The 713-nt window shown below is 59.9% G+C and carries 1 protein-coding gene; it reads right to left on the bottom strand.

What is annotated here, in order from left to right:
• On the bottom strand, window positions 1-713 hold a 713-nt coding region (locus tag AC1D0I_RS32810; RefSeq protein ID WP_477400219.1), incomplete at both ends, for an NRAMP family divalent metal transporter.

The following is a 713-nucleotide window of genomic DNA, read 5'->3' as shown; positions in this document are numbered from 1 at the left end:
GGCCACGAGATTGGAGAACGCCATGCCGATATACGTATCTACCCGGATACGTTCGATCGCAGTCTCGGCCTGCTCCGGCGCTTTCTTGAGGGGCTTGCGCTCCGGCTTGGCCTTCTGGTCTTCGACTTCCTGCGACGCCTGCCAGAAAAACAGGTAGGGGCTGATAGTGGTGCCCAGGATCGCCACGACCGACGTCCAGAAACCGGCATCCGTTGTGAACCTCGGAATGAAGAGACCATGGGCGACTTCACCCCATGGCACATGCACGACCAGCACGGTACCGAAGTAGGCAAAGAGCGACAGTGTCAGCCATTTCAGCACCGAGACGTAGCGGCTGTATTTGAGAAAGATCTGCAAGACGACGGACACCACCCCGAACATGATGACGTAGGCAAGATGCGGTCCACCAATAATCAGTTTCAGGGCGTCGCCCATGGCGCCCAGGTCGGCGCCGATGTTGATGATGTTGGCGATGAGGAGCAACACGACGACCGACTGCAGCAGCCAGCTCGGATAATACCGGCGCATGTTCCCGGCAATTCCGTGGCCGGTGGTCCGCCCGATGCGAGCGCTGATCTCCTGCACCACTGACATCAGCGGATAGCTGAACAGCAGCGTCCATGTCAGGCCGAAGCCGAATTGCGCACCTGCCTGGGAATAGGTGGCAATGCCGCTGGGATCGTCGTCGGACGCTCCCGTGATCAGGCCAGGGC

Source organism: Mesorhizobium sp. P2_D1 (assembly GCF_056404455.1).
This window is presented reverse-complemented; position numbering and strand designations above follow the sequence as displayed.